An 835-nucleotide genomic window follows, 5' to 3' on the forward strand; every position below is an offset into this window, starting at 1 on the left:
TTACTTTCAAGAGCGTTTTCTACGTTTAGGCGCAGGATTGTCAGCGGCGTTTTGAGCTCGTGTGCGGCGGCTCGCGTAAAGCGCTTCTCTCTCTGCCACGCTTGTTCAAGTTCAGAAAGCAATGAATTGAGTGCTTCCACCAACGGAGCAAGCTCGGTTGTGTTGTCGGTAACATGAATGCGGTCTAAGCGGTGCACGTTTCGTTGCGTGATAGCCGTGCGTAGATCGTTAATCGGTCTGAAATACCTGTCTATCAGCCAGAACAGCAACAGCAGCAAAGTCGGCAATAGTAGTAACTGTTCGATGGACGTCGACAGAGCGATTTCATGGATGATCTCTTTCCGTATCTTTTGCTTTTCAGCAACGACCACGTATTCGTTCTCATGCTCAGTCTGTGGTAATGAGAGTTGGAAAGTGCGCCACTGCAAGCCGTCTTTGGTAATGTCGGCGTAGCCGTTGTTATCAAAAGAAGAAGAAAGAGAACGCAGATTCGGAGTGGAACTCCAGATTAACTTGTTGTCACGGTAGAATTGAAAAACGAGATTCTGTTCGTAGGGGTGACCAAATTTGGTGGCTTTGTCTTCGTCGCTCTTTGCCAAAGAATCGATGTTCTTCATCCACTGGTCGAATAGCTCTCTGTGGTTGGCGAGAGTGTCCGTTTCGGTTGAAATGGACAGCGTCAGCAGCATCAGCTTAGCGGATTGCCCAAGCCTAGCGTCATAAACTTCTTCGACTTCGTGTTTGGCTGATTGAAAGCTGAAGTACAAAGAAATAAGCAAAAGCGCGCTGACTAACAAGCCAACCGAGAGCGTCAGTTGGCGTTTAATGGAGTAAG

General features: G+C 47.9%; 1 protein-coding gene. It reads right to left on the reverse strand.

Translation table 11 applies throughout. The features are described 5' to 3' along the window. Window positions 1-835, reverse strand: an 835-nt coding sequence (locus tag R8N47_RS24420; protein WP_318186007.1) for a sensor histidine kinase N-terminal domain-containing protein, incomplete at both ends; no start/stop codon positions are given.

The sequence above is a fragment of the Vibrio sp. 2132-1 genome, assembly GCF_033344315.1.